Origin of the sequence: Pseudomonas sp. BS-2016 (assembly GCF_001806145.1) — a bacterium.
GTDB classification, from domain to species: Bacteria; Pseudomonadota; Gammaproteobacteria; order Pseudomonadales; family Pseudomonadaceae; genus Aquipseudomonas; species Aquipseudomonas lundensis.
The window spans coordinates 79,971-102,619 of record NZ_MLCT01000019.1 but is presented as its reverse complement, the minus strand read 5'-3'; the positions used below and the strand labels follow the sequence as shown (position 1 = coordinate 102,619).

27 protein-coding genes and 1 tRNA gene are annotated in these 22,649 nt (G+C 57.0%); 15 read left to right on the top strand and 13 right to left on the bottom strand.

Features of this window, described 5'->3' with window-relative positions:
• The 4 genes from BKD70_RS10830 (at position 1) to BKD70_RS10815 (ending at position 3,400) form a co-directional block, all read left to right on the top strand.
• Positions 1 to 1,515, top strand: coding sequence for a tripartite tricarboxylate transporter permease (locus BKD70_RS10830; RefSeq protein WP_047277122.1), 1,515 nt, complete (start codon positions 1 to 3; stop codon positions 1,513 to 1,515).
• Positions 1,508 to 2,539, top strand: a complete 1,032-nt coding sequence (locus BKD70_RS10825; RefSeq protein WP_047277124.1) for an AbrB family transcriptional regulator — start codon at positions 1,508 to 1,510, stop codon at positions 2,537 to 2,539. The genes BKD70_RS10830 and BKD70_RS10825 overlap by 8 nt, the downstream gene beginning before the upstream one ends.
• Positions 2,540 to 2,637: 98 nt before the next feature.
• A complete protein-coding gene (locus BKD70_RS10820) occupies positions 2,638 to 2,934 on the top strand; it encodes a response regulator transcription factor (protein WP_139047525.1) in 297 nt (98 codons plus the stop codon).
• Positions 2,935 to 3,046: 112 nt separating this feature from the next.
• Positions 3,047 to 3,400 carry a putative holin gene (locus BKD70_RS10815; RefSeq protein WP_047277126.1) on the top strand — a complete coding sequence of 118 codons (354 nt, stop codon included), beginning with the start codon at positions 3,047 to 3,049 and terminating at the stop codon, positions 3,398 to 3,400.
• A gap of 17 nt (positions 3,401 to 3,417) precedes the next feature.
• Here the strand turns inward: BKD70_RS10815 and BKD70_RS10810 are convergent, their stop codons facing one another.
• On the bottom strand, positions 3,418 to 3,819 hold the full coding sequence (locus tag BKD70_RS10810; protein WP_047277128.1) for a helix-turn-helix domain-containing protein: 402 nt from the start codon (positions 3,817 to 3,819) through the stop codon (positions 3,418 to 3,420).
• A 334-nt stretch (positions 3,820 to 4,153) separates the two neighbouring features.
• Here BKD70_RS10810 and BKD70_RS24195 point away from each other — a divergent pair, with 334 nt between their 5' ends.
• Together BKD70_RS24195 and BKD70_RS10805 are read left to right on the top strand one after the other, a co-directional pair.
• Positions 4,154 to 4,420 carry an ogr/Delta-like zinc finger family protein gene (locus tag BKD70_RS24195; RefSeq protein WP_080960237.1) on the top strand — a complete coding sequence of 89 codons (267 nt, stop codon included), beginning with the start codon at positions 4,154 to 4,156 and terminating at the stop codon, positions 4,418 to 4,420.
• Positions 4,417 to 4,776 (top strand): hypothetical protein, encoded by a 360-nt coding sequence (locus tag BKD70_RS10805; protein ID WP_047277129.1) that lies wholly within the window; start codon positions 4,417 to 4,419, stop codon positions 4,774 to 4,776. Before BKD70_RS24195 ends, BKD70_RS10805 begins: the two co-directional genes overlap by 4 nt.
• Before the next feature lie 95 nt (positions 4,777 to 4,871).
• Here BKD70_RS10805 and ung read toward each other — a convergent pair whose 3' ends face one another.
• Positions 4,872 to 5,564 (bottom strand): uracil-DNA glycosylase, encoded by a 693-nt coding sequence (gene ung, locus BKD70_RS10800; RefSeq protein WP_047277131.1) that lies wholly within the window; start codon positions 5,562 to 5,564, stop codon positions 4,872 to 4,874.
• A gap of 148 nt (positions 5,565 to 5,712) precedes the next feature.
• Here ung and BKD70_RS24190 point away from each other — a divergent pair, with 148 nt between their 5' ends.
• From BKD70_RS24190 to BKD70_RS10785, 4 genes are all read left to right on the top strand, one after another.
• Entirely contained in the window at positions 5,713 to 5,937 is a 225-nt protein-coding gene (locus tag BKD70_RS24190; RefSeq protein ID WP_080960370.1) for a cysteine-rich CWC family protein, read from the top strand.
• Between the two features lie 33 nt (positions 5,938 to 5,970).
• Positions 5,971 to 6,663 (top strand): pseudouridine synthase, encoded by a 693-nt coding sequence (locus BKD70_RS10795; RefSeq protein ID WP_047277133.1) that lies wholly within the window; start codon positions 5,971 to 5,973, stop codon positions 6,661 to 6,663.
• Between the two features lie 103 nt (positions 6,664 to 6,766).
• Positions 6,767 to 7,651: an alpha/beta fold hydrolase gene (locus tag BKD70_RS10790; RefSeq protein WP_047277135.1), complete on the top strand. Its 885-nt coding sequence runs from the start codon at positions 6,767 to 6,769 to the stop codon at positions 7,649 to 7,651.
• Positions 7,652 to 7,717: 66 nt separating this feature from the next.
• Positions 7,718 to 7,791, top strand: a tRNA-Gly gene (locus BKD70_RS10785).
• A gap of 53 nt (positions 7,792 to 7,844) precedes the next feature.
• Here the strand turns inward: BKD70_RS10785 and BKD70_RS10780 are convergent.
• The 4 genes from BKD70_RS10780 to BKD70_RS10765 form a co-directional block, all read right to left on the bottom strand.
• On the bottom strand, positions 7,845 to 9,131 hold the full coding sequence (locus tag BKD70_RS10780) for a diguanylate cyclase domain-containing protein (protein ID WP_047277137.1): 1,287 nt from the start codon (positions 9,129 to 9,131) through the stop codon (positions 7,845 to 7,847).
• Positions 9,132 to 9,216: 85 nt separating this feature from the next.
• Complete coding sequence (locus BKD70_RS10775) at positions 9,217 to 9,852, bottom strand: LysE family translocator (RefSeq protein WP_047277139.1); 636 nt, start codon at positions 9,850 to 9,852, stop codon at positions 9,217 to 9,219.
• 124 nt (positions 9,853 to 9,976) lie between these two features.
• Positions 9,977 to 11,131, bottom strand: coding sequence for a phosphatidylserine/phosphatidylglycerophosphate/cardiolipin synthase family protein (locus BKD70_RS10770; protein ID WP_047277141.1), 1,155 nt, complete (start codon positions 11,129 to 11,131; stop codon positions 9,977 to 9,979).
• 1 nt (position 11,132) lies between these two features.
• A complete protein-coding gene (locus tag BKD70_RS10765) occupies positions 11,133 to 11,723 on the bottom strand; it encodes a YceI family protein (protein WP_047277143.1) in 591 nt (196 codons plus the stop codon).
• 262 nt (positions 11,724 to 11,985) lie between these two features.
• Between BKD70_RS10765 and olsB the strand changes: the two genes are divergently transcribed.
• Together olsB and BKD70_RS10755 are read left to right on the top strand one after the other, a co-directional pair.
• The gene (gene olsB / locus BKD70_RS10760) at positions 11,986 to 12,741 is read left to right on the top strand and encodes an L-ornithine N(alpha)-acyltransferase (protein ID WP_047277145.1); all 756 of its coding nucleotides are present in this window, start codon (positions 11,986 to 11,988) and stop codon (positions 12,739 to 12,741) included.
• Positions 12,741 to 13,538: a 1-acyl-sn-glycerol-3-phosphate acyltransferase gene (locus BKD70_RS10755; protein WP_047277147.1), complete on the top strand. Its 798-nt coding sequence runs from the start codon at positions 12,741 to 12,743 to the stop codon at positions 13,536 to 13,538. The genes olsB and BKD70_RS10755 overlap by 1 nt, the downstream gene beginning before the upstream one ends.
• 12 nt (positions 13,539 to 13,550) lie before the next feature.
• On the opposite strand, the gene BKD70_RS10750 is transcribed toward BKD70_RS10755, so the two are convergent.
• A complete protein-coding gene (locus tag BKD70_RS10750; RefSeq protein WP_047277149.1) occupies positions 13,551 to 14,129 on the bottom strand; it encodes an ACP phosphodiesterase in 579 nt (192 codons plus the stop codon).
• A 156-nt stretch (positions 14,130 to 14,285) separates the two neighbouring features.
• Here BKD70_RS10750 and BKD70_RS10745 point away from each other — a divergent pair, with 156 nt between their 5' ends.
• Genes BKD70_RS10745 through BKD70_RS10735 form a run of 3 tightly spaced genes read left to right on the top strand, consistent with a single transcriptional unit; the run spans position 14,286 to position 16,833 of the window.
• Positions 14,286 to 14,588 carry a helix-turn-helix transcriptional regulator gene (locus BKD70_RS10745; protein ID WP_047277151.1) on the top strand — a complete coding sequence of 101 codons (303 nt, stop codon included), beginning with the start codon at positions 14,286 to 14,288 and terminating at the stop codon, positions 14,586 to 14,588.
• An 11-nt stretch (positions 14,589 to 14,599) separates the two neighbouring features.
• A complete protein-coding gene (locus tag BKD70_RS10740; protein ID WP_047277153.1) occupies positions 14,600 to 15,766 on the top strand; it encodes an MFS transporter in 1,167 nt (388 codons plus the stop codon).
• Between the two features lie 17 nt (positions 15,767 to 15,783).
• Positions 15,784 to 16,833, top strand: coding sequence for an alkene reductase (locus BKD70_RS10735; RefSeq protein WP_047277154.1), 1,050 nt, complete (start codon positions 15,784 to 15,786; stop codon positions 16,831 to 16,833).
• Between the two features lie 693 nt (positions 16,834 to 17,526).
• On the opposite strand, the gene rpoS is transcribed toward BKD70_RS10735, so the two are convergent.
• The 6 genes from rpoS to ispF all read right to left on the bottom strand — a co-directional run bounded on the left by rpoS (position 17,527) and on the right by ispF (position 22,614).
• Positions 17,527 to 18,531 carry an RNA polymerase sigma factor RpoS gene (gene rpoS / locus BKD70_RS10730; protein ID WP_047277156.1) on the bottom strand — a complete coding sequence of 335 codons (1,005 nt, stop codon included), beginning with the start codon at positions 18,529 to 18,531 and terminating at the stop codon, positions 17,527 to 17,529.
• A gap of 105 nt (positions 18,532 to 18,636) precedes the next feature.
• Positions 18,637 to 19,464 (bottom strand): peptidoglycan DD-metalloendopeptidase family protein, encoded by an 828-nt coding sequence (locus BKD70_RS10725; RefSeq protein ID WP_047277158.1) that lies wholly within the window; start codon positions 19,462 to 19,464, stop codon positions 18,637 to 18,639.
• 207 nt (positions 19,465 to 19,671) lie between these two features.
• Entirely contained in the window at positions 19,672 to 20,307 is a 636-nt protein-coding gene (locus BKD70_RS10720) for a protein-L-isoaspartate(D-aspartate) O-methyltransferase (protein ID WP_162199714.1), read from the bottom strand.
• Between the two features lie 41 nt (positions 20,308 to 20,348).
• Positions 20,349 to 21,098 carry a 5'/3'-nucleotidase SurE gene (gene surE / locus BKD70_RS10715; protein ID WP_047277162.1) on the bottom strand — a complete coding sequence of 250 codons (750 nt, stop codon included), beginning with the start codon at positions 21,096 to 21,098 and terminating at the stop codon, positions 20,349 to 20,351.
• Positions 21,086 to 22,144 carry a tRNA pseudouridine(13) synthase TruD gene (gene truD, locus BKD70_RS10710; protein WP_047277164.1) on the bottom strand — a complete coding sequence of 353 codons (1,059 nt, stop codon included), beginning with the start codon at positions 22,142 to 22,144 and terminating at the stop codon, positions 21,086 to 21,088. The genes surE and truD overlap by 13 nt, the downstream gene beginning before the upstream one ends.
• On the bottom strand, positions 22,141 to 22,614 hold the full coding sequence (gene ispF / locus BKD70_RS10705; RefSeq protein ID WP_047277166.1) for a 2-C-methyl-D-erythritol 2,4-cyclodiphosphate synthase: 474 nt from the start codon (positions 22,612 to 22,614) through the stop codon (positions 22,141 to 22,143). The genes truD and ispF overlap by 4 nt, the downstream gene beginning before the upstream one ends.
• Between the last annotated feature and the right edge of the window lie 35 nt (positions 22,615 to 22,649).

Sequence of the window (22,649 nt, the reverse complement as noted above, 5' to 3'; positions counted from 1 at the left end):
ATGGACACTTTTGGTTATTTGGGCCAGGGCTTCGGCGTCGCACTCAGCCCCTACAACTTGGTCACTGCGCTGTGCGGGACGTTGATCGGCACGGTCGTAGGATTGTTACCCGGCCTTGGGCCCATCAACGGGGTTGCGCTGTTAATCCCGATTGCATTTGCACTGGGCCTGCCGCCCGAGTCCGCACTCATCCTGCTGGCAGCGGTGTATCTGGGCTGTGAATACGGCGGGCGGATCAGCTCGATCCTGCTGAACATTCCCGGCGAAGCGTCAACCGTCATGACCACCCTGGACGGCTACCCGATGGCCCGCAAAGGCCTGGCGGGCGTCGCACTCTCGCTGTCAGCCTGGAGCTCGTTCATCGGCGCCTTTATTGCGACCTGCGGCATGGTGCTGTTCGCGCCACTGCTCGCCAAGTGGGCCATTGCATTCGGGCCCGCCGAGTATTTCGTGCTGATGGTTTTTGCAATTGTGTGCCTGGGCGGGATGGCGGGCGACCGCCCCCTGAAAACCTTTATCGCCGCGCTGATCGGCCTGTTTCTGTCCAGTGTCGGTATCGATGCCAACAGCGGTGTGTACCGTTTCACCGGGGACAACATTCACCTGACTGACGGCATTCAGTTCGTGGTCCTGGTGTTGGGCTTGTTCTCCATCAGCGAAATTCTGTTGCTGCTGGAAAAAACCCACCGGGGCCAGGAAGCGGTCAAAGCCACAGGCCGCATGATGTTTAACCTCAAAGAAGCGTCTGCGGTATTTGTCGTGAATATCCGTTGCGGGTTATTGGGTTTCATCATGGGCGTGCTGCCCGGCGCAGGCGCGACGCTGGCCAGTGCCGTGGCCTACATGACCGAGAAGCGCATGGCCGGCGCGACGGGTCAATTCGGCCAGGGTGACATGCGCGGCCTGGCGGCCCCTGAAACGGCCATCGGCGCCTCGGCGTGTGGCGCACTGGTGCCGATGCTGACCCTTGGCGTGCCGGGCTCAGGCACCACGGCGGTGATGATCGGCGCCCTTTCGCTGTACAACATCACCCCCGGTCCACTGTTGTTCCAACAACAGCCGGACATCGTGTGGGGCCTGATTGCCTCGTTGTTTATCGCCAACATCATGCTGGTGATCCTCAACATCCCGATGATCCGTATCTTCACGCGCATTCTGTCCGTGCCGAACTGGGCGCTGGTGCCCGTGATTGCCATCATTACCGCGATCGGCGTGTACGCGGTGCATGCGACCACCTTCGACCTGTTCCTGATGATCGGCATAGGCATCTTCGGTTACATCCTGCGCAAGCTCGACTTCCCGCTCTCGCCTGTGCTCCTGGGCTTTATTTTGGGCGGCCTGATGGAACAGAACCTGCGCCGCGCCCTGTCGATTTCCAATGGCGCGCTGGAGATCTTGTGGTCAAGCCCGATCACGCTGGGCGTGTGGATGCTCACGGTCGTGATGTTACTGCTGCCCATCGTACGAATCTGGCGCAAGCGCAGCGCTCAGCGCCGTGCGCTGGCCAATGCCTGACAGCCGTTTCCAACACTGGGGGGCAACGCCGCTGGTCGGGCTGGCTGGCGGTTATCTGGCCAGCCTGATCGGTTGGCCGTTGCCCTGGATGGTCGGCTCATTGCTGGCAGTCATCCTGGTTCGCTGCCTGACACCCTGGCAGTTGGCCGAAATCCCCGGTGGCAGAAAGTGCGGCCAATGGATTATCGGGATTGGCATCGGCCTGCATTTCACGCCAACGGTGATGGAGCAGGTACTCGCGCATTTTTGGCTGATTGTGTGCGGTGCGCTGCTGACGAGCCTGTCGAGCATCATCAACGTATGGATCATGCTTCGCAGCGGAGAAGATCGAGCCACTGCGTTTTTCTCAAGCATGCCTGGCGGCTCGGGCGAGATGGTCAACCTCGGCGCACGCAACGGCGCTGTTCTGAGCCGTGTGGCGGCGGGCCAGAGTTTGCGCGTATTGACCGTGGTCTTATGCGTACCCGCCGCATTTAAATACACGTTGGACACCGGCCCGACGACTTTGCAGGCCGTACCCGTGGATTTCGCCTGGCTGACGCTACTGTTTGCGGCCGGTGCCATGCTGGCCTGGACTTGGCAACGTTTGGGTCAACCCAACCCCTGGTTGTTCGGCCCTCTGCTTGTCAGCGCTTGCGTCAGCAGTGTGTGGGACGTACACACGGGGCTTCCTGAAGGCAGCAGTCAGGCAGGCCAATGGCTGATCGGCAGCGGCCTGGGCTGTCACTTTAATCGCGAGTTCTTTCGCCGCGCCCCTTCTTTTATCGCCCGCACACTCCTTGGTACAGCGCTCACCATGATGATCGCCAGTGCATGCGCTGTGGGGTTAAGCGCGCTCACGCATCTAGACCTGCGCTCCCTGACCCTGGGCATGATGCCAGGGGGAATCGCAGAGATGAGCCTGACCGCCGAGGTATTACAACTGTCCGTGCCTTTGGTCACGGCACTGCAAGTCATGCGCCTGCTGTTTGTGTTGTTTCTCGCGCAACCTGTGTTCCGGCGCTGGACACGGCTTAAATCCTGACAGTCGAAAACAGCCAGCCCCACGTAGGAAAATGCACGCAATGTAAGACCGATTCTTACAGCCTAATTACATTGAGCGCCTGAGACTCAGCATTTACTGTGAAGCCTAATTCCTTCAACAGTGCAGGCTTTGAAATGAAACAGGACGAGTCTTATAAATCATTAATTCTGGATAATGAGCACGCGCCCTGCACGCCAAAAATCACCGTTCGCGAACAGCAAATACTGCAACTTTGTGCAAAAGGTATGACCACCGCAGAAATTGCCAGAACACTTCACCGCGCCGAGAGCACCATCAACTTTCACTTCTTCAACCTCAGAGCAAAGTTTGGAACACGGTGCCGTCACGCCACTGTTTTAAAAGCATTAAAGTTCGGCATCCTGACACACATCTGACGTCTATAAACCTCAAAAAACTGACCGACGCGATACGTATTAATCCGTCTGAAATGCACGTCAAACGATGTTCTGAACCCTGCACAGCCCTACGACAAAAGAGCGTCCCGACATGGCCACTGAAGAATTAGCGTACACAGCCAATAAATACCTAGAACTGTGCCTGCTCGTGCTGGAAAACATGGTGAACAACCCGATGTTCTGGGGAGCTTTTTTAGGGGCATGGCTGGTGGCGAGCTCACGAAAAAATAAAAATATATTCAAAAAAATGGCGAGCTTTTTACTCAGCGCAAGTGTGGGTTACTTATTCTCGCCGGTGGCATCACTTTACTTACCCGTCATACCGCCCGGCGTGTGCGGTTTTATATGTGCATTGGTGGTAATCCCCCTCAGCCGAAAACTGACTGACTGGATACAGGTGACGGACATTGTCGACCTGATACGACGGTTTAGAGGGGGAAAGTGACCTGATGGCTGAGCAGACTACTCGACACGCTGTGACAAAATTTCTATGCGTTCCGTCAAACCCTGCACATGTTGACGATCCTGTATAGCACTTAGCGCCAGCCCTTGATTGAACGTATTTAAGGCGCGGTAAAGCCGTAAAATTTGAAACTCATTTGCATTAAAAACGTCATGCCCTGACGTTACTTGATGGCAGTTAGACAGCAACATGGGGCCATGCCCGCTAAACAACCAGTCAAGAGAAATATCGTGCTTTTCTGCGAGATCAATGCAGTGCGCATAGGGAATCTTTGAGCGTCCTTTCCAACTGCTCAATGTTTGAGGGCTAACCCCCATGGCGCCTGAAAGGTCAGCGTCAGTTTTAACACCGAAGACCTGCTTCAACCTTAAAAGTACTTCAATTGATTTCTTGTTACTCATTTTGAATAATCCAAATTTGACTCAGCGAGATTTTGCTTCAATATCTACTCACATTGAGTACTTCAAGATTATTAAAAAATTGCAACCTTATAAATATTTCGAAAATGACAACACTGACTTACCTCTCATACAACTCGCTTCAGGCTCAAAAAAACGCAACTCATACAAAACTAATCAAAAAATCCTACAAAAAGAAAACCAAAAACTTACTTAATGCCGGAACTGCTTATTGCCGCCTGTTCCGACACTCACCCACCGAGATCAAAGGAGTGGTCTTTTCTATACGCCGTGCCTGCTACAACTGGCACTTAACAACGTTTAACCGGAGTCACTCATGAGCACCTACAAAATGGTTTGCCCACATTGCTTGAGTAAAATGCGGATCCGCACCAGCGAAGGCAGACATATTTTTTTACGTGTTGCCTATTTGCAATGTACAACCGAAGCCTGTGGATGGTCAGTCCGAGCTGAGTTCGAAATGACCCATGAGCTATCACCCAGCGGTATGCCCAATCCGGATGTTCGTCTTCCTCATGTTGATAAAGACCTGCGTCGCGCTGCTATTCAGAACGTTGATAATGCGTGCGGAGTAACACCATGACATCTGCCCATTTAGTCGAGGATGACGAGCAACAGATACAGGCCTCAGCGCTGACATTCTTGCGAAAGTTCCAACCCCAGCATCCGGAAAGCGATCAGATTTTATTTTGTAAAACCGTCAATTACCTGGTCAGTATTTACGCGCTGAGCGTTCCGGCGGCACAGAAGTTGGTCAGTCGCGCCTACGGCGAACTCAAAATCATTGATGAACGGTGCCGACTGGATCTGGATGCCAGTACTGAACATCTGGCCGTTATCACAGACCCGGAAAGTGGAATGACGTGGGCCGTTCCAATTAAAGCCATTGTAGAAAGAGTTATTGAGGCACCCGACAATTGTCGAATGCGACTGGTTTAATTCGCGCGATTTTCACGTGTTATCACTTACACACCAGGCGTCACACCTGGTGTGTCATGCCGCGTTTCTCTGACCACACCTGTAGTGGTCGCAGATCAATCGGCAGGCAATGTCCAATTGATGGGCGTTAAACCGTTTTGCTCAAGAAACTTGTTGGTGCGGCTGAAATGCCCGTTACCGATAAAGCCACGATAAGCCGAAAGCGGCGAAGGATGCACTGAGGTCAGCACCAGATGTTTGGTGGCATCAATCAGCTTTTGTTTGCCCTGCGCATGTGCCCCCCACAGCAAAAACACTAACGTGGGCTGCGTCTCGCTGACCACCTGGATTATCCGGTCGGTGAAGTGCTCCCAGCCTTTTTTGGCGTGAGACGCTGCGTTGGCGCGCTCTACGGTCATGGTGGTATTGAGCAGCAACACCCCCTGATCGGCCCATGACTGCAAACAACCATGCGAAGGAATGTCGATGTTCAGATCGCGCTTGAGTTCTTTGTAGATGTTGACCAGCGAAGGTGGCGCAGGCACGCCGCGCTGCACGGAAAAACACAGCCCATGGGCCTGACCCGGGCCGTGGTAAGGGTCCTGTCCCAGAATCACCACCTTGACCTTGTCCAGCGGCGTAGAGTTCAGGGCATTGAAAATCAGGGGGCCTGGCGGATAAATTTCTTTGCCCGCAGCGTGCTCCTGACGCAGGAACTCACGCAGCTCGCCCATGTAGGGTTTTTCGAACTCCTCGCGCAGCGCCTGCTTCCAGAGGGGTTCAAGTTTTATACGGTCGTCCAGCGTCATGGCTACATCTCGAAAAACAATGATGCGGACACTAAAAAAGCCCACCCGCCTTGTCAATGCAATCAGGCACGTCTGTCGCGGATGACCATGCCGGTCGCCCAACTGTTGTATAAAGGCGGCCAGCTCCCACGGTTTTATTGGATTGACCATGCCAACACCCGCCCTGTGCCCTGCCTGCGGCGCCAGCAATGAATGCGCGATGCTCGCCAGCGACGATGTGCCGACGAGCGCATGCTGGTGTTTTAGCGTCACCCTCGACCCGAGCGTCATTGACGCGTTACCTGCCGAACTGCGCAATGCGACCTGTCTGTGCCCACGGTGCGCCGGTGTGCTTGAGCAACTTCCTGCAACGACTGGCGACGCCTACCGTTAAGCTACGCGCCGGTTTTTCATGTGATCGATGGCTATGCGTTTAGACCGTTTCCTCAGCAACTTGCCGCAATTCAATCGCAAACAGGTGCGCCTGTTGCTGATCGAGAAGCGCGTTCAAGTCGATGGCCACATCGTCTGCGATCCTCACCATGAGGTGCGGGCCTTCAGTCGCATTGAGTGCGACGGGCAATGTCTGCAGGTCGGCAAGCCCGCGCGGTATTTCATGCTGCACAAGCCGCCCGGCTGTGTCAGCGCCACCCACGACCCGCAACACCCCACTGTGCTCGACTGGCTGAACGAGCCGGACAAGGGCGACCTGCATATCGCCGGGCGCCTGGACTTTAACACCAGCGGGTTGATGCTGATTACCAACGATGGGCACTGGTCACGACAGGTCACGCAACCTGAAACCAAACTGCCCAAGGTGTATTACGTTGAAACAGAGCACGTGATCACCGACGCGTATGCCGTCACGTTCAACCACGGCATTTATTTCGCGTATGAAGACCTCACCACCCAGCCAGCCCACTTGCACGTGCTTGGCCCGCGTTGTGCCCGGCTGAGCATCGTTGAGGGCCGCTATCACCAGGTCAAGCGCATGTTCGGCCACTTCAACAACAAAGTGCTGCGCCTGCACCGCGAGCGCATCGGCTCGTTGGTACTCGATGAACGCCTGGCGCCAGGCCAGTACCGGGCACTGACTGCGCAGGAAATCGAGTTGTTCTGAGACCGCAACCCTCTGGCGCAAGCTCAAGCCCCGCACGATTGACTGTCACATTCCGGGTTCACTCTCGGATTAAACGACGTTCGATGTGCTGGAGTCCGACGCCATGAAGCCTGAAATCGCCGTGCTGGATATACAAGGTCAGTATCGAATCCATACCGAGCATTACCGATCCGAATCGGCACACCGCACCATCATTCTGGTCAACGGGTCGATGTCCACAACGGCCTCATTTGCCCAGACCCTCAAGAACCTGCACCCCGCACTGAATGTCGTGCTGTACGACCAACCCTACGCGGGCCAGTCAAAACCCCACAATCCTCATCATTCCCTGCTGACCAATGAGCTTGAAGCCCACGTGTTGCTGGAGTTGATCGAGCACTTTAACGCCCATTACGTGTTGTCGTTTTCGTGGGGCGGACTGGTTGCACTCGCCGCCCTGGCTGAACGACCACAGCGTATTGAGAAAGCCGTGATCAGTTCGTTCTCACCCGCCATCAATACAGCCATGCAGGATTATCTGGAACGAGGCCGTCACGGGCTGGCCAGGGGCGACCGCACCCTGCTGGGCCATCTGGTGAACGACACACTGGGCAAGCATTTGCCGCACCTGTTCAAACGCTTTAATTTTCGTCACATCAGCACCCTTGCCGATCACGAATACGCGCAAATGCACTTCCACATCGACCATTTGCTGGCGAGTGATTACGCGAGTCGGCTCAAGGCGGCTGAACGCATTGCTATTCCCGTGCTGTTCATCAATGGCGAATGGGACGAATACACGGCGGCAAAAGACGCTCGACAATTCGCACACCCTGTTACCAACAGCCAATTTGCCATCGTGGACAACACCGGTCACTTTCTGGACATGGAACACACGGCTGCCAGTCGACACACGAAAAGCGTCGTGCTGGACTTCCTGAACCCAGTGCAATCCCCTTCATCGGCAGGGCTGACAATGACGCCATCCGGTGAGCACATCGGGCTGTAAACGAGGGAATGAACAATTAAACCTTCTCATCCGCGCCGACTTCTGGTACAAAGTCAGCCGCTCTGAGCGGGTGTCGTATAATGGCATTACTCCAGCTTCCCAAGCTGATAACGAGGGTTCGATTCCCTTCACCCGCTCCACTTCTTCATTGCGCTGTCAGCCTTCTGAAAGCGACATTTCTTCGCAGCACTCCTCACACTGCCCGACCACTTTTCTTCACGCTGTACATCACCGTATCCGCGTGGTGTAGCAATTGCTGCGCGACTTCTCCGTTCTCGGGGTAGACCGCAACACCAATGCTCGGCAACACGTGCAGGGTATGGCCTTCTATCAGGAGTGGCTGACTGAGGTTCTGGCGGATTTTTTCCGACACGATCTGTGCATGGTCAGGGTGCTTGAGGTTATCCAGCACGACCACGAATTCATCCCCGCTCATCCTCGCCACGGTGTCGCTTTCACGTACGCAGTGCTTCATGCGTTTGGCAATCTGTTGCAGCAAGCAATCGCCGATGCCGTGCCCATATTGATCATTGATCTGTTTGAAATGATCCAGGTCGACATACAACACGCCGACAAACCCGTACTCCCGCCTCGCTTTGGCCAGTGCCCGGTCGAGCCGTTCATACAGTGATTCGCGATTGAACAGTTGTGTCAGGGGATCGTACTGCGCCAGGTACTGCAACCGGGCGTGAAGTTGCTTGCGCTCGATGGCGGCAGCCACTTGCGTCGAGACATATTGCAGCAGTTCCTGATGCTCCTCGGTATAACGTTCTTCGCCCAGCGAACTCTTGACCAGCAGCGCGCCAATAATGCCCTTAGGCGTGGCCAGCGGCACACCCAGCCTCGAAGGCGCATCCGGTGAGCGGTGCAGCATCGCTTGCCCGGTGCGTATCACCTGCTCGCTCAACTCAAGGGCTTCGTTACTGTGTCGTTGCGGGTGGTCATCCACGTGATAAGGAAAGCTCAACGTGCCTTGCGCCTGATCCCACAGGGCGACCGAAAAATTCAACGCGGGCAGCCATTGCCCGATGAGCAAGTGCACACGTTTGAACAGCTGCATCAAGTCTTCGGCGCCATGGGCCGCTTCAGAGATATCAAACAGCGCCTGCTGCCGCGATTCGGCGTGCTTGCGTTCGGTGATGTCACGTGCAACGGCGATGCGCATCTGCCAGGTCTCGGACCAACGGGCAGACCACAGGATATGCACGACTCGGCCATCCTTGTGCAGGTATCGGTTCTCAAAATTGAGTTTGGGCTCGCCGCCCATGACGTCCTGAGCCGCCTGCAACGTGCGCGCCCGATCAGCGGGCAACACCAGCTCAATCATGTACGTTCCGATCAGTTCCTCCTGCGTGTACCCGAAAATGCGCTCGCAGGCCGCACTTACAAAGATAAACCGCCCCTGACGGTCCACCACGCACACGGCATCAAGCAACAGATCGATGAAGCTGGATTGCGACAGGTAGCTTTTAATATCCATTGGGCAGCTCTATGCCAGAAGGTAAAACCTCACACTCCATCCTCTTGATGCGGCACTCCCCCCGGCTGATTCCTTGCAGCTCAGGTCACACAACACTCATCCACAAACCGGGCAAGGCATGCGCCAGTGCGCTGATCGCAAACCCGATGAACATGACGCCACACAACCGCGTAATCAGTAATTCATGGCGCTGGTACAGCGCGCGAACGTGCCCAGCCCCCACAATCCCGACCAGAATGGCATAGGCCGCCGCGCCGCCCACAAAACTGAGAGCAATCAGCCAGGGCAGCATCGTCCATGTGAGCAACTCTGCGCGGCTGGAGAGCAAAGCCGTGAACGTGGCAACGGCAACGGGATACGCCTTGGGGTTGGTTAAACCGAAGAAAATGCCGTGGGCAAAAGGCTGGCGGGCAGGGCCTTGCTGCGCCCCGCGGCTAGGCTGTGCACGTACGGCACGCACGCCCAGCCAAAAAAGGTAGAGCCCACTGAGCAGGCCCAGCACGTTGAACGCCGTGCTGCCGAACTCACGGGCGCCGACAATGGCGATCAGCGCAGTGCTGCACCACATCACATCGCCCAGCAGGTGCCCGCACAAAAAACCGGCGCCGGCGCGGCGACCACGCGCGGCGCCAATCCCGAATACAGCCAATACGCCTGGCCCCGGCGTGATGCCATAAATGAAGCCCGAGGCCAGTACCGCCCACAACAGCGAAGGTGTCATGCAAAAACGCTCCAGAAATCCCGCTCACGCTCTCCAAGTGCCCGTGAGGCCGCTTGATTTTGCACGTTCTGAAACGTTATGTAACCGCGTGTTGAATAAAACAGCGGCTCGCTTGATAAAACCGCTATCGACGCCCGACCAGATTCACCACTAGCCGGTCCACCCAACCCCAGACCCGCTGTTTGACCCGCCGCCACAAAGGCCGCGATTGCCAGGCCTGCAAACTGACGGCCTGACTCTGCGCGAAGTCGGTGACAAAACTGGCCGCCACAGCGCGAGTCAGTGCAGGGTCCAGCGCCTCCAGATTAGCTTCGAGGTTGAAGTGCAGGTTCCAGTGATCAAAATTGCATGAGCCAATACTGACCCAGTCATCGATCAACACCATTTTCAGGTGTAAAAAACACGGCTGATATTCAAAGATCTTCACCCCGGCTTTGAGCAGCCGCGGGTAGTAACGATGCCCGGCATAACGGACAGAAGGGTGATCGGTGCGCGGGCCAGTAAGCAGCAAACGCACATCCACGCCCCGGTTGGCAGCCCGGCGCAGCGACCGGCGCACTTGCCAGGTGGGCAAAAAATAAGGCGTTGCCAGCCAGATACGCTGTTTTGCACTGTTAATGGCCCTGACCAGCGACTTCAAAATATCGCGATGCTGATGGGCGTCTGCGTAGGCCACACGGCCCATGCCTGTTCCCGACGCCGGCACGCGCGGTAAATGAGGTAACCCGAAGTGGGTGGCGGGTTTCCAGGCTTTACGACTGATATTGGCGCGCCATTGACGGTCAAACAGCATTTGCCAGTCCAACACCAACGGCCCTTGAATGTCGACCATCACTTCATGCCAGTCACAGGTATTGGTGCCCGGCTGCCAAAACTCATCGGTCACCCCAGTACCGCCCACTACCGCCAGACGTTGATCCACCAGCAACAGCTTTCGGTGATCGCGATAGAGGTTATTCAACCCTTTGCGCCAGCTGATGGCGTTGTAAAAGCGCAGCTCCACGCCGGCATCGATCAGCCGTCGACGCAGCCCCAAGGTAAACGCCAGGCTGCCATAGCCGTCGAACAGACACCGTACGCGCACACCGCGCGTGGCCGCTTGCTCCAGCGCCGCCACAATGGCCTCGGCACACGCGCCGCTTTCGACGAGATAAAGCTCCAGGTCAATGTGGGCCTGAGCGTCGTCCATCGCCGCGATCATGCGCGCAAAGAATTGCGGACCATCGATCAGCAATTCGAACTGATTGGCGTCACGCCATGGAAACACTGCGCCAGCCATCTCAGCGGGCCGTGAAGATCAAGACGGCACCCACCGGCACTGAAAAACTGATTGCGGACAATCCCGCCAGTTTGCGCAGTGTTTCAAGCTCGGGCTGCACACCGAAGTCCTCGGCCTGCACCACCAACGGTTCCAGCGTCACTACCTGAAACCGATGCTCATCCAGGCGGGTGGCCAACAGTTGAGCATCATAGGTGTGCTGCTTGCCCCGCAGGCTGACCGTGACCGGCAAACGCAGCTCAAACTGGGCGCCGGGTGCCAGGTCGTTAATCGGTTGCAGGTCTATTTGCGCGGTGATCTGTGCTTCCGGAAAGTGCTTGAAGTCGAACAACACATCACGCATCCGCTCGTCGAGCAGTGGCACCGCGCTGTTGACCGAATCCATCTCGACCCTCAATTGCGCCTGCCCTTTGCTATTCACCTTGCCGTGCAACACCAAAAAACGGTGCACGTTGGCAACGTTGGCATTTTGCGTGGTGATAAACGACAGCCGTGACGACTCGCCATCCAGATACCAATTGGCCTGTGCGGACAGGCTGACACCCAGCGTCAGCAAGAGTGCGCACACAGAAGACAAACACGCTTTGAACATAAGAACTCTTCGGCAATTAAACGTGGGCGAACATTACCCCGAGCCGGGGCACATGCAAGCGGTGCGAGGGATTTTTTTAGCTTATCGGGTAGGACGCCAGCCGGCCCAAACAGTTCATCAGGCCCAAAGCGGCGCGGCGCTTGTCACGCAAGCATCACTCAATTGTCATGGCGATGACATTGCGCCTGCCTAGCCTGACGTTGCGCCCCTCAGTCGATTGGCAGTCACCCTCGGCGGGCACTGGCCTGCATGGAGATTCGCAATGTCTCAAATCGCCCGCATTCGCGACACCGCTCAAGAACGACGCCTGCAAGCAGAACGCCTGATCGGCCCCGAAGCGTTGCGCGAGGCACAGGCCCTGCGCTTCCGGGTGTTCAGTGATGAACTCAAGGCCACGCTTAAAGGCGCAGAAGGCGGCCTGGATCAGGACGACTTCGACAGGCATTGTGCGCACATCGGCGTGCGCGACCTCAACACCGGCCATCTGGTCGCCACCACCCGGCTGCTGGACCACACGGCCGCGCGCGGCATCGGGCATTTTTACAGCGAAGAAGAATTCAATCTGCACGGGCTGGCGCACCTGCAAGGGCCTGTTCTTGAAATCGGACGAACGTGCGTCGACCCCGCCTACCGCAATGGCGGCACCATTGCCGTGCTGTGGGGCGAACTGGCTGAAGTCCTCAATCAGGGCCACTACCGATACCTGATGGGCTGCGCCAGCATCCCGATGCAGGACGGCGGCATTCAGGCCCATGCCATCATGCAGCGCTTGCGCGAACGCTACCTGTGCACCGAACACCTGCGCGCCGAACCGAAAAAGCCGATTCCGCACCAGGAACTGCCCGCCAATGTGATTGCCGAACTGCCGCCGCTGCTCAAGGCCTATATGCGCCTGGGAGCGAAAATCTGCGGCGAACCCTGCTGGGATGAAGACTTCCAGGTGGCCGACGTGTTTATTTTGCTTAAACGTGACGAGCTGTGCCCGCGTTATGCCCGGCACTTCAAGGCGGCCATGTAATGGGTCGCTTGCGGCGTTACGGCCGCGTGATCCACGTGTTGTGCGTCGTAGGGTTGGGGCTGGGCATGGCCAGCGTATTTGGCGTGATGGAACGCCTGAAACTCAACAGCACTCAGGTCAGGCGCCAGCGCTGGTCACAGTTTTTCATGGCGCGCCTGAGCCATGCCCTGCCCTTTCGCATCAGGGTGTTCGGACAGTTGCCGGACACCTCGATGCTGTGGGTCAGTAACCATGTGTCATGGACAGACATCGCACTGCTGGGGCAATTGACGCCACTGTCGTTTTTGTCCAAAGCAGATGTGCGCGGCTGGCCGGTCGCAGGATGGCTGGCCGCCAAGGCGGGCAGTCTGTTCATCCGGCGCGGTGCCGGCGACAGCCAATTGATCCGCCAACAGATGCACCACCATTTGAGTCAGGGCTTGCCGCTGTTGATGTTTCCCGAGGGCACCACGACAGATGGCCACTGCGTGCGCACCTTCCACGGCCGACTGCTCTCAGCGGCGATCGACAGCGGCGCGCACCTGCAACCGGTCGCGATCCGTTATCTGCGTGATGGCTCGACCGACCCGATTGCGCCTTTCATCGGCGATGACGACTTGCTGTCGCATTTGATGCGGTTGTTCAGTCACGACACGGTGGACGTGGAGATCCACCTGCTCGAACCCATTGCGTGCCTGAATCAGGAACGGGCCGTCCTCGCCTTCCGCGCGCAGCAAGCCATTGAACGCGTGCTGGTGCAGCCCCAACAGACAGGGCCTGCGGGTGCAGCTCAGGCCAGCTGGTTAATGCAGCGCTAACTCAACGCGCATTCAGCGGCTCAGCGCATGAGCGGCGTAAGCCTGTAGCTCGGGGTAGAACGCTTGAAAGTCGTCGCTTAAAGGCTGATACAGCGCATCCAGGTCCTGCATGGCGCCCGCCAGTTCCTGGGGGCGTGACAGGCGGCGGGCAATCCCGCTAAACACCCGCTCCAGCGTTGGGTAGTCCTGATAGGAACCCAACCAGTCGTGGGCGGCCATGTGCGGTGCAATGGCCGCCAATCGGGCGGGCAACTGCGGCTCGGCCCCCAACACACGATAAAAACCCGACGTAAAGCGCTCCAGCGGTACATCGGCATAGTGCCCCCAGTCGCGGGCCAGGCAATGGTCGAAAAACACATCGAGCACAATGCCTGCATACCGCCGTCGCGTGTGGGTAAACCGCGACAGTGCCTGCCCGACTAAGGGGTGAGCGTCGGTGAAGGCATCAATGCTGCGGTGCAACTGGATGCCGGACTCAATACCCGGCCGGAATTCACCTTGCAGCGGGCCTTTGACAAAGTCGCCATAGAGGCTACCGAGTAATTCTTCAGGGCGCTGGCCGCCAAGGTGCAGATGTGCGAGATAATTCATGGCGCGCAGTTTAGCACTGCACCCTCCATATCGTTATAACCCGATATACCGATTTGTACTGATCTCAGATCAAAATCATATTTGTATATCGCGATATTACGATTTAAAGTTCGCCTCATCGCGATATAACGTTGTACCTCATTGAGCACTGCCACCATGAACATCGACCTCGACGAAATAATAAAAGCGCTGGCACACCCAGTACGCCGAGAAATCCTTCACCTGCTTAAAGATCCCGAAAAGTCATTTCCTGACCAATTGCATTCCACCGAGCACGGCGTGTGCGCCGGTCAATTTGACCAGCATTGCGGCCTCTCGCAGTCGACGGTCTCAGCGCACCTGGCGACCTTGCAGCGCGCGGGCCTGATCACCAGCCAGAAGCATGGCCAATGGCACTTTTTCAAACGTAACGAAGACACCATCAGGGCCTTCCTCGAACAATTCAACCAAACGCTTTAACAAGGATTTTCATGCCCCTCTCGCTTCTCATCCTGGCGCTCAGCGCCTTCGCTATCGGGACCACCGAGTTCGTCATCATGGGCTTGCTGCCCGATGTGGCTGCCGACCTGGGTGTCTCCATTCCCGGTGCTGGCTGGCTGGTCACCGGTTACGCGTTAGGCGTGGCCATCGGCGCGCCGTTCATGGCGCTGGCGACTGCCAAGCTGCCACGCAAAGCCGCGCTGGTGGCCTTGATGGGTATTTTTATCGTCGGCAACCTGTTGTGCGCTGTGGCCAGCGATTACAACGTGCTGATGTTTGCCCGTGTCGTCACAGCGCTTTGCCATGGCGCTTTTTTCGGCATTGGCTCGGTCGTGGCGGCGGGCCTGGTGCCCGCCAACAAGCGCGCCTCCGCCGTTGCGCTGATGTTCACGGGGCTGACACTGGCAAACGTGCTGGGCGTGCCGTTGGGGACCGCGCTGGGGCAAGCCGCCGGATGGCGCTCGACGTTCTTCGCCGTCACCGTCATCGGCGTGATCGCGCTGATTGGCCTGATCCGCTTCTTGCCGACCAAGCGCGACGAAGAAAAACTCGACATGCGAGCCGAGCTCAGAGCACTCAAAGGCGCTGGCATCTGGTTGTCCCTGAGCATGACCGCTTTGTTTGCCGCGTCGATGTTCACCCTCTTCACTTATGTGGCGCCATTACTGGGTGACGTGACTGGCGTATCGCCGCGGGGCGTGACCTGGACCTTGCTGCTGATCGGCCTCGGGCTCACCGTCGGCAACATCATCGGCGGCAAATTGGCTGACAAGCGTCTGGCCGCCACCCTGATGGGCGTCTTCATCGCCATGGCCGTGATATCGACCGTCCTGACCTGGACCAGCGTGGCCGTGATCCCGGCTGAGATCACCTTGTTCCTGTGGGCTACCGCCTCGTTTGCAGCCGTCCCGGCGCTGCAAGTCAACGTCGTGACCTTCGGCAAAGCGGCCCCCAATCTGGTTTCAACCCTGAACATCGGCGCCTTCAACATCGGTAACGCACTGGGCGCCTGGGTAGGCGGCAGCGTGATTGCACATGGCTTCGGCCTGACCAGCGTGCCGCTGGCTGCCGCAGCGTTGGCGGTCCTGGCGTTGCTGGTGACCCTGATTACTTTTCGCCAGGGCGGGACGCCCGACCTGGCCACTGCCACACACTGATCCGAGAGGCTACAGACATGACCACCCTTTTCGACCCTATCAAACTGGGCGAGCTCGAACTGCCCAACCGCATCATCATGGCCCCGCTGACCCGCTGCCGCGCCGATGAAGGCCGCGTCCCGAATGCGTTGATGGCTGAGTACTACGTGCAACGTGCCAGCGCCGGTCTGATCCTCAGCGAAGCGACTTCGGTGACGCCAATGGGCGTTGGCTACCCGGACACCCCAGGGATCTGGTCAGACGCTCAGGTACGCGGCTGGACCAATATCACTAAAGCGTTGCACCAGGCGGGTGGCCGAATCTTCCTGCAACTGTGGCACGTGGGCCGTATCTCGCACCCCACCTACCTGAACGGCGAAACGCCAGTTGCGCCAAGCGCCATCGCGGCTAAAGGCCATGTCAGCCTGCTGCGTCCGAAAGTGGATTTCCCCACACCGCGCGCACTGGAAACAGCCGAGATCGCTGACATTGTCGAGGCCTATCGCACAGGCGCAGAAAACGCCAAGGCCGCTGGTTTTGATGGTGTCGAGATTCACGGCGCCAATGGTTATCTGCTCGATCAGTTCCTGCAGAGCAGCACGAACCAGCGCACGGATCAGTACGGCGGCTCAGTGGAAAACCGTGCCCGCCTGTTGCTGGAAGTCACGGACGCCGCTATCAGCGTCTGGGGGCCGGGTCGTGTGGGCGTGCACTTGTCCCCTCGTGCCGACTTGCACGATATGGGGGATGAGAACCTGGCTGAAACCTTTGGCTATGTCGCACGGGAGCTGGGCAAGCGCGGTATCGCGTTCATCTGCTCACGCGAAGCAGAGGGCGCTGACAGCCTGGGCCCGCAATTGAAAGCGGCGTTTGGCGGTCCTTACATCGCTAATGAGCGCTTTACCAAAGACAGCGCCAACGCCTTGCTGGCTGCTGGCAAAGCAGACGCCGTGGCTTTTGGTGTGCCTTACATCGCAAACCCGGATTTGCCTGAGCGCTTCAAAGCGGATGCCCCGCTCAATGAACCTCAACCGCAGACCTTTTACTCTCACGGACCGGAAGGCTACATCGACTACCCGGCGCTGTGAGTGGTGCTGAGATGACGCGCCTTTAACGCACGCCATAAAAAACGCCCAAGGCCTTAATGACCTTGGGCGTTTTGTTTTAAATAAGGGGGGTCACACTCAGACGCAAGCGAGATAAATCAAGCATTCGTCTGTGGCACGTAGGCCAAGTAAAAAAAGGGGCGGTTTGACCCGCCCACATTTATTCCCTAATCCCTTTTTTCCCTTTCATCATCCTGATGAATCGCTTCCTGCGATGTCCTTCAACGTCCATCCTTGAACGATGTATCGATCCGTCGATACAGTTCTGATATTAGAGATTTCCAAGTTTGCTGCAAGCGCACCATATATAGATTTTTATTACACGCCAGGCACCTAGCAAAAAATAAAGTCTATATATATCAATAACTTAAAAAACAAAACAAGTAAGAAAATCTAACCACTTAATCCATCCTCAACCTTTAGCTTACAAGAAGAGTAAGTAAAGGCTTACAAAACAGCGAAACAAATATCCAGTTTCGCTCGCAGCACCTCATTTCAAATGCCCAATTCCGAACAGCGAATTAAAAATGTATGCCGTTGCTGGTTACTTTTTCCCATCGACAGAAGGAAAAAAACACATGGCGCGGTAGTTTTCCATTCAATACGCCAGGAACACATAACTGATCGCGCATAAAAAACCCCGGCTTTTAGCCGGGGTTTCAGGTACTGCACGCTCTACTGGAACAATGACTCACTGGAGAGCCCATTACGCTCCAGGATCTCGCGCAAGCGCTTGAGCCCTTCGACTTGAATCTGGCGCACACGCTCACGCGTCAAGCCAATTTCAAGCCCTACATCTTCAAGCGTACTGCTTTCATGACCCCGCAGGCCGAAGCGGCGAATCACCACTTCACGCTGTTTGTCGGTCAGTTCCGACAGCCACTGATCGATGCTCTGGGATAAATCGTCGTCCTGCAACAGTTCACACGGATCTGTAGGACGATCATCTGTCAGGGTATCGAGCAGGGTTTTATCGGAGTCAGGCCCCAAAGACACATCCACCGAGGAAACCCGCTCGTTGAGGCCGAGCATGCGCTTGACTTCAGCAACGGGTTTTTCGAGCAGATTGGCGATTTCTTCAGGGGAGGGTTCGTGGTCGAGTTTCTGCGTGAGTTCACGCGCAGCTCGCAGATAGACGTTGAGTTCTTTAACAACATGGATCGGCAAACGGATGGTACGGGTCTGGTTCATAATCGCCCGTTCAATCGTTTGGCGGATCCACCAGGTGGCGTAAGTCGAGAAACGGAACCCGCGTTCGGGATCAAACTTCTCGACAGCCCGAATAAGGCCCAGGTTGCCCTCTTCAATCAGGTCGAGCAGCGATAACCCACGATTGACGTAGCGACGGGCAATTTTAACCACCAGCCGCAAGTTGCTTTCAATCATGCGCTTACGCCCGGCCGGATCTCCGCTTTGCGACAAACGCGCAAAATGGACTTCCTCTTCGGGAGAGAGTAACGGGGAAAAACCGATTTCATTGAGGTACAACTGAGTCGCATCAAGCGCCCGGGTGTAATCAATGTATTTATGCTGCTTTAACGCAGATGAAGTTTTGGACTTGGTACGAACTGTAGGGGGTGAAGCATCTTCTTCTGACATCGAGTCCATGACGATATCAGGGTCCATAAGGAGCACCTCATCGTCGATGTCAAACCCCGGCGCTTCTTTGTTGAGAGCCATTTTATAGTCCTTTGTTGAGTTCGACCTCAAGCTCTAGCCTCGCCTAATCCTTGGCAATGCTGGAGCCCATTCCTTTACTACATCAAGGAACGGGCTGGTAACTGATCAACGGCGTGGAAGAAATTGCAGTGGATCTACAGGTTTACCTTGGCGGCGAATTTCAAAGTGAAGTTTCACCCGGTCTGTACCAGTTGACCCCATTTCGGCAATTGTCTGTCCAACCTTGACCTGCTGCCCCTCCCGAACCAAGAGCCTGCGGTTGTGACCGTAGGCACTGACGTAGGTATCGCTGTGTTTGATGATGACTAATTCGCCGTAGCCCCTCAATCCACTCCCGGCGTATACCACTGAGCCATCCGACGCAGCTAAAACAGGCTGTCCCAAATCCCCGGCGATATCAATACCTTTATTCAAACTACCGTTTGAAGAGAATTTACCGATCAAAATACCGTTTGCAGGCCAGCCCCAGCCTTTGGGAGCGGGACCGGCAGGCATCGGTGCCGGGGCAACTGCGGTCTTCGTTGCGGTGGCCTGACGCTTGATGACCGTTGTTTTACTGCCCGATGAAGGTGACGTGACAGTACTGGTCGCGACGGCTGTCGGACGGGTGCCAGCTCGTCCGTCAAAGCGGATGGTCTGCCCCGGGACGATGGTGAATGGCGCCCCAATATTGTTACGGGCCGCCAGCGCCTTCCAGTCCCATCCGTAGCGAAACGCAATGGAAAACAGCGTGTCGCCCCGCCGGACAACGTATTGCCCAGTGGTCACGGCCGGACGCTGGGCCACACCATTACGGTCGACAACACGCACGCCATTCTTGGGTGAACTGGAGCAGGCCGCCAACAAGGCAAGCGTGGCACTCAGAAGTAAACCGACCACCAGTCTGTGATAGCTATTGGTTCTCATACGCTGCGCAATGACTGTGAGACTCACCCGCCGCTCCCTTTGATGGTGGCTAAATATTAGATGGCCAGTACCGGCCGAAATGTGGCGCAAGTATAACTGGCAACGCAGCTATTACAGACAGTAAAGCCGATACTTAAACACGCCGTTTAAAGCACGTGTGAGGCTAAACAGAGCCTTGGCGTCGGGCTATATGACCCCCGCCCGCCCCTATAATTCAGCGCAGATGAATGAGGGTCAGGCCAACGGGCCATTCAAAAGCGGCACAAAACGCACATTACCGATCACACGACGCGCAAAACCATGCTCCTCGCGCACGATTAACATCAGTTGCTGCACCTCGCCCGCTCCCACCGGAATCACCAGGCGCCCACCCGGTGCCAACTGATCCAGCAAGGCCTGGGGCACATCCGTAGCGACTGCTGTCACGATAATGCCGTTATAGGGCGCCAGCGCTGGCCAGCCTTCCCAGCCATCGCCCCAGCGAAACACCACATTGCGCAAGTTGAGCGCCTGCAAGCGCTCTTTGGCCCGGTCCTGAAGCACCTTGATGCGCTCGACCGAGAAGATGCGTTCAACCAGCTGCGACAACACGGCGGTTTGATAACCGGAGCCGGTGCCGATTTCCATGACCTTGTCCAGCGGGCCGTCTTCGAGCAGCAGCTCGCTCATGCGCGCCACCATATAAGGCTGGGAAATCGTCTGGTTGTTGCCAATCGGCAAGGCGGTGTCTTCGTAAGCCCGGTGCGCCAGCGCTTCGTCCACAAACAGGTGACGCGGGGTGCGACGAATAACCTCAAGCACGTTTTGATTGACGATGCCTTCGTCAACCAGGCGCTGAATCAGCCGCTCACGAGTACGCTCGGAAGTCATGCCAATACCGCGATGCATCAGGCCACTCTGTTCACGCCCCATCAACCCAAGCCCTCAAGCCAACCCTCGAGACATTTGAATGCCTCGCCAAACGTGCGATCAAGCTGCAACGGCGTGATCGACACATAACCCTGCATGACCGCATGAAAGTCTGTGCCCGGCCCGCCATCTTCCACGTCGCCCGCGGCGGCAATCCAGTAACCCGCCTTGCCGCGCGGGTCGACCACCTGCACCGGCGCCGCAGCACGCGCCCGATGCCCCAGGCGCGTGAGCTGAATGCCGCGAATCTTGTCCAACGGCAAGTTGGGAATATTCACGTTAAGCACGGTACGCGGCGGCAGGTCCAACTGGTCATGGGCTTGCACCAACTTGCGAGCGAAGTAGGCCGCCGTCGGCAAGTTATCGAGCTGACGCGACACAAACGAAAATGCGAATGACGGGCGTTGCAGAAACCGGCCTTCCAGCGCCGCAGCAACGGTTCCCGAATACAGCACGTCATCCCCCAGGTTAGCCCCAAGGTTTATCCCGGAAACCACCATGTCGGGCTGCGGGTCCAGCAGGCCGTGAATGCCTAAATGAACGCAGTCGGTCGGCGTGCCATTAATGCTGACAAAACCATTGGCCAAGGTATGCGGGTGCAGCGGGCGATCGAGCGTCAGCGAGCTGCTGGCCCCGCTTTTGTCCTGATCGGGCGCAATCACCACACACTCGGCATAATCGGCCAGTGCAGCGTGAAGCGCTGCAAGGCCCGGGGCACTTACCCCATCATCGTTAGAAATCAGAATACGCATAGGCTGTCCGTTTGACCCAACGGCACCAGATCAACAAGTTCGCGCACCAGAACAGTGGCGAAGCATCCGGCCGGCAGTACAAATTCCAGTTGCAGAATGTCAGGCTCTGGATAATGCCACGTCAACCGGCCAATGGGCAGCCGCAGAATGCGTCGCTCGTGACTCATGCCCGCTCGGACCAGCCAATCGCGCAGATCAGCTTCACGCTCGGCGATCGACTGTTCCAGTTCATGGGGCGCGCCCTGGGTAGGAGAATCCCCTTCGCCCCACTGCGGCCCGGTCGGGTGCACATCCAGAATGGCCAGACGCGGATCGCTGCATTCAGCCTCACCGGCCGGGAAGAAACTCCGGCTATCGGTAAAGGCCAGAAGGTCGCCCACCTGAGCTTTCTGCCAAGTGCCGTCTGCCACACGGGCCGCCAACACCTGATTGAACAGATAGCTGCGGGCGGTCGACAGCAGCCGTGACCGTACATTGCGCTGTTCAGGCAACGCCTTGCGGGCAGCGTAATCACGCGCCTCCCCAAGATTGCCGCCCTGCCAGCCAAAACGCTGAGTGCCAAAATAGTTGGGAACACCCTGACGGGCAATCAGCTCCAGACGTTGCTGCAACGTGTCCTTGTCGCCTGCCAATTGAGTCAGGCGCAACGTGAAGCCGTTTGCCGCGTGGGCTCCGCGCTGCAACTTGCGCTTGTGACGCGACGTCTTGAGGATGGTCAGCGTGTCATTTTCTGCCGAAGACAGATCCGGATCAGCCTTGCCCGGTAACTGAACGCTAAACCACTGGCGGGTCAGCGCCTGACGGTCCTTAAGCCCGGCATAACTGACTGTGCGCAGTGGCACACCGGCGGCCTTGGCAATCCGGCGCGCGGCCTCTTCGGTGTTCAGACCCCGCTTTTCCACCCACAGCCATAGATGCTCGCCATCCCCGGACAGGGGAATATCCAGGACTTCATCGACCTGAAAATCGTCAGCGGTAGCCTTGAGCACCGCCGTACCCAATGCGTCGCCATACGCGCGCGGGCCCAACAGATCAAATTCGTTCATGCGCGAACCAACAACGCGATCGAATGCACGGCAATGCCTTCCTCACGGCCGACAAAGCCCAGCTTTTCGGTGGTGGTGGCTTTTACGTTTACCTGGTCCAATTCAACCTCTAGATCCGCGGCAATCTGCGCGCGCATCGTTTCGATATGCGGTGCCATTTTTGGCGCCTGAGCAATGATGGTGTTGTCGACATTGCCAACCTTCCAGCCTTTGGCGTGGATCAGGCCAACCACATGACGCAGCAGGGCTCGGCTGTCAGCGCCCTTGAAGGTAGGGTCGGTATCGGGAAAGTGCTTGCCGATGTCGCCCAGCGCAGCAGCCCCCAGCAACGCATCACTGAGTGCGTGCAACAGCACGTCGCCATCAGAGTGAGCCAAAAGGCCGAATTTATGTGGGATTCGCACACCGCCCAAGGTAATAAAGTCGCCCTCAGCAAAACAGTGCACATCATAGCCGTGGCCAATACGCATAAAAAAACGCCCCGATTAAGTCAGGGCGTGATTCT